Source organism: Achromobacter semiaridum, assembly GCF_053543755.1.
The window spans coordinates 35,502-38,564 of the sequence record NZ_JBLVOL010000046.1 but is presented as its reverse complement, the minus strand read 5'-3'; the positions used below and the strand labels follow the sequence as shown (position 1 = coordinate 38,564).

Annotated in this window: 4 protein-coding genes; 2 read left to right on the top strand and 2 right to left on the bottom strand. The window is 69.4% G+C overall.

Going from position 1 to position 3,063, the window contains the following annotated elements; genetic code table 11:
• Together ACNPP0_RS13930 and ACNPP0_RS13925 are read left to right on the top strand one after the other, a co-directional pair.
• Positions 1 to 315 (top strand): ComF family protein (locus ACNPP0_RS13930; protein ID WP_448706212.1); only part of this gene is annotated, 315 nt, incomplete at its 5' end.
• Positions 316 to 412: 97 nt separating this feature from the next.
• The gene (locus ACNPP0_RS13925; RefSeq protein WP_046803156.1) at positions 413 to 883 is read left to right on the top strand and encodes a tRNA (cytidine(34)-2'-O)-methyltransferase; all 471 of its coding nucleotides are present in this window, start codon (positions 413 to 415) and stop codon (positions 881 to 883) included.
• A 135-nt stretch (positions 884 to 1,018) separates the two neighbouring features.
• On the opposite strand, the gene ACNPP0_RS13920 is transcribed toward ACNPP0_RS13925, so the two are convergent.
• Together ACNPP0_RS13920 and ACNPP0_RS13915 are read right to left on the bottom strand one after the other, a co-directional pair.
• On the bottom strand, positions 1,019 to 2,011 hold the full coding sequence (locus ACNPP0_RS13920) for a Bug family tripartite tricarboxylate transporter substrate binding protein (RefSeq protein WP_448706211.1): 993 nt from the start codon (positions 2,009 to 2,011) through the stop codon (positions 1,019 to 1,021).
• Positions 2,012 to 2,059: 48 nt separating this feature from the next.
• Positions 2,060 to 3,063: NAD(P)H-dependent glycerol-3-phosphate dehydrogenase (locus ACNPP0_RS13915; protein WP_448706210.1), on the bottom strand; the 1,004-nt coding region annotated here is incomplete at its 5' end.

Below are 3,063 nucleotides of genomic sequence, written 5' to 3'. Positions count from 1 at the left end.
GCGTCGCTACGCGCGCGCGGCATGAACCCCGCGGCAGAGATCGCGCGCAGCCTGGCCCCGCAGCTGGATGTGCCGTTGGCGCGCCAAGCGTTGCGACGGCTGCGCGAGACGCCCCGGCAGACGGGCTTGGGTCGCCGCGCCAGGCGGCGCGTGGTGGCGGGCCTGTTCGGCGCTACCCCGATGGTGCGCGGCCGGCACGTGGCGTTGGTGGATGACGTGATGACCACTGGCAGCACGGTGCAAGCCGCCGCCACCGCCTTGATCGCAGCCGGCGCGGCCGGTGTGACGGTGCTGGTGGCCGCCCGCACGCCCTGATCACCAGCGGCAGGCTTGCCGGGCCCAAATCGGCGACAATTCCGCCACGCCGCCACTCTGGCGCCGCCAGTCGTCTTAGCTTCAGCTTCCTACCGCCATGTTCCACGTCATCCTCGTCTGCCCCGAGATTCCCCCCAACACCGGCAACGCCATCCGGCTCTGCGCCAACACGGGCGCGCAATTGCACCTGGTGCGCCCGCTGGGATTCGAACTGGATGACGCCCGCATGCGGCGCGCCGGGCTGGACTATCACGAGTGGCAGCCCGTGCGGGTGCACGACACCTTGCAGGATGCGCTGGATGACACCGGCGCGGACACGTCTTGCATCTACGCGCTGACCACGCACGCCCAGCGCAGCGTGGCGGACGTGGCGTTCAAGCCGGGAGATGTGTTCGTGTTTGGCCGCGAGACGGCCGGGTTGTCGGACGAACATCAGGCGATGTTTCCGCCCCAGCAGCGCTTGCGGCTGCCCATGCGCGCCGGCCAGCGCAGCTTGAACCTGTCCAACGCCGTCGCGGTGACGGTGTTCGAAGCCTGGCGTCAGCAGGGATTCGAAGGCGGCTCGTAAGCCGGCGGCGCCAAGCGCAAAGACCGGGGTCGGATTCCGACCGTCTCGGGGTGGCAGGGGACCCCGTTGTGGCCCGCGCGACGTGGGCCGGTCATCAGGACTGGCCGGACCCCACCGGGCCCGGCCACCGACGCTTCAATCCAGCGACAGCTTCAGCTTCTCAATCACCTGGTCCCAGCGCGCTTTTTCATTCTTGATGCGCGTGGTCAGGGCTTCGGGCGTGGACGGGGCCGGGGTGAAGTATTGCAACGCCAACTGTTTGCGCACGGCGTCGCTGCTGATGACGCGCGCCAGTTCACTGTTCAGCCGTTCGATGATGGGCGTGGGCGTGCCCGCCGGAACCAGCACCGCGTTCCACGAAATGGCTTCAAAGTCGGGATAACCCTGCGAGGCCATCGTCGGTACGCCCGGCAGCGCTTCGCTGGGTTGCAGGCTGGTCACCGCCAGCAGCTTGACCTTGCCGTCGCGCGCTTGCGGCACCGCGATGGCCGGCACCATGAAGCCGGCCTGCACGTCGCCGCCGATGATGGCGGTAATGACTTGGGGGAAGCCCGAATAGGGGATGTGCGCCAGGTCCACGCCCGCGCTTTCCTTGAACATCTCCATCGCCAGATGCGCCGAACTTCCCGGCCCCACCGACCCGTAGTTCAGCGAATTGCCGCGTCCCTTGACCAGCTTGACGAAGTCCTGGACGTTGTCGACCTTCAGGCCGCCCGGCACGACCAGCACGTTGGGGCTGGTGCCCACCAGGCTGACCGGCGCCAGGTCCTTGATCGGGTCGTAGCCCAGCGTCTTCTTGTACAGCGTGGGCGCGGTGACCAGCGGGCCGTTGATCGTGTAGAGCAGCGTGTAGCCGTCCGGCTTGGCCTGCGAGACCACGCGCGTGCCGATGTTGCCGCCCGCGCCGGGCTTGTTGTCGATCACGATGGGCTGGCCCAGCGCCTGCGACAGCGGCTCGGAAATCGTGCGCGCCAGGATGTCCGGGGACGAGCCCGGCGGAAACGGCACCACCATGTGGATGGGGCGATCCGGCCAGTCGGCGTGGGCGGCGGCCGGCAACACGGCGGCCAGGCTCAGGCACAGGCCGCGCAGAAGCGGGCCGACCCGGAATTGTCGGGTTTGCGTCATGAAGGATGTCTCCTCGGATGGGGCAGGTTTTTTGTTGTCAGGAAGAAATCAAAGATGGCCGCCCAGCGATTCGTCCAGGGGGCCGCTGGCGTCCGCACTTTCATCGCGCGGGGCGCGCGCCAGCAGGGCCGACACGGCGGTCATGGGGGCGACGCCGTCGAACAACACGGCGCAGACGGCTTCGGTGATGGGCAGTTCGACATTGATGGCCCGGGCGCGGTCACGCGCGGCGCGCGCGCAGCGCACGCCTTCGGCCGTAATGCCGCTGGCCAGAATGTCGGCCAGCTTGCGTCCGGCGCCGATTTCCAGACCCACCCGGCGGTTGCGGGACAGTTCGCCGGTGGCGGTCAGGACCAGGTCGCCCAGGCCTGTCAGCCCGGCAAACGTTTCGCCGCGCGCGCCCAGCGCGACGCCAAAGCGCGTCATTTCCGCCAGGCCGCGTGTGATCAGGGCGGCGCGCGCGTTGGTGCCCAGCGCCAGCCCGTCGCCGATGCCGCAGGCCACGGCGATCACGTTCTTCAGGGCGCCGCCCACTTCCACGCCAACCAGGTCCGAGCTGGCGTAGACGCGCAGCGCCGCGCCGTGCAAGGCGGCGGTGGTGGCATCGCGCAAGGCGGTATGGGTGCTGGCCACGGTCAGCGCCACGGGCAGGCCCTGGGCCACTTCGCGCGCAAAGGACGGGCCGGACAAGGCGCCGCCGATAGCGCCGGGCAGGGCCTCGCGCACGATCTCATGGGGCAGCCTGGCCGTGTCGGCTTCAAAGCCCTTGCACGTCCAGACGATAGGGGTGTCTTGCAGGCCCAGCACCGGCAGGCGGCGGGCCAATTCACTACAGGTCGCGGCCAGGCCGGCCACGGGCACGCCCAGCACGATCAGCCGACGCGCGTCGTCCGCTTGCAGGCTGCGCAGCGTGGCGTCCAGATCGGACGAAAAATTCAGGGACTGGGGCAGGGTGATGCCCGGCAGGTAACGCGCGTTTTCGTGCGAGGCGGCCATATCGGCGGCCTGCGCGGCGTCGCGCGCCCAAAGTACGGTGGGGTGGCGGCGGCTGG

Bases quoted from the DNA above. Each gene is read 5' to 3' on its own strand.
- ACNPP0_RS13925 (WP_046803156.1), top strand. From the start codon at position 413: ATGTTCCACGTCATCCTCGTCTGCCCCGAGATTCCCCCCAACACCGGC.
- ACNPP0_RS13920 (WP_448706211.1), bottom strand. From the start codon at position 2,011: ATGACGCAAACCCGACAATTCCGGGTCGGCCCGCTTCTGCGCGGCCTG.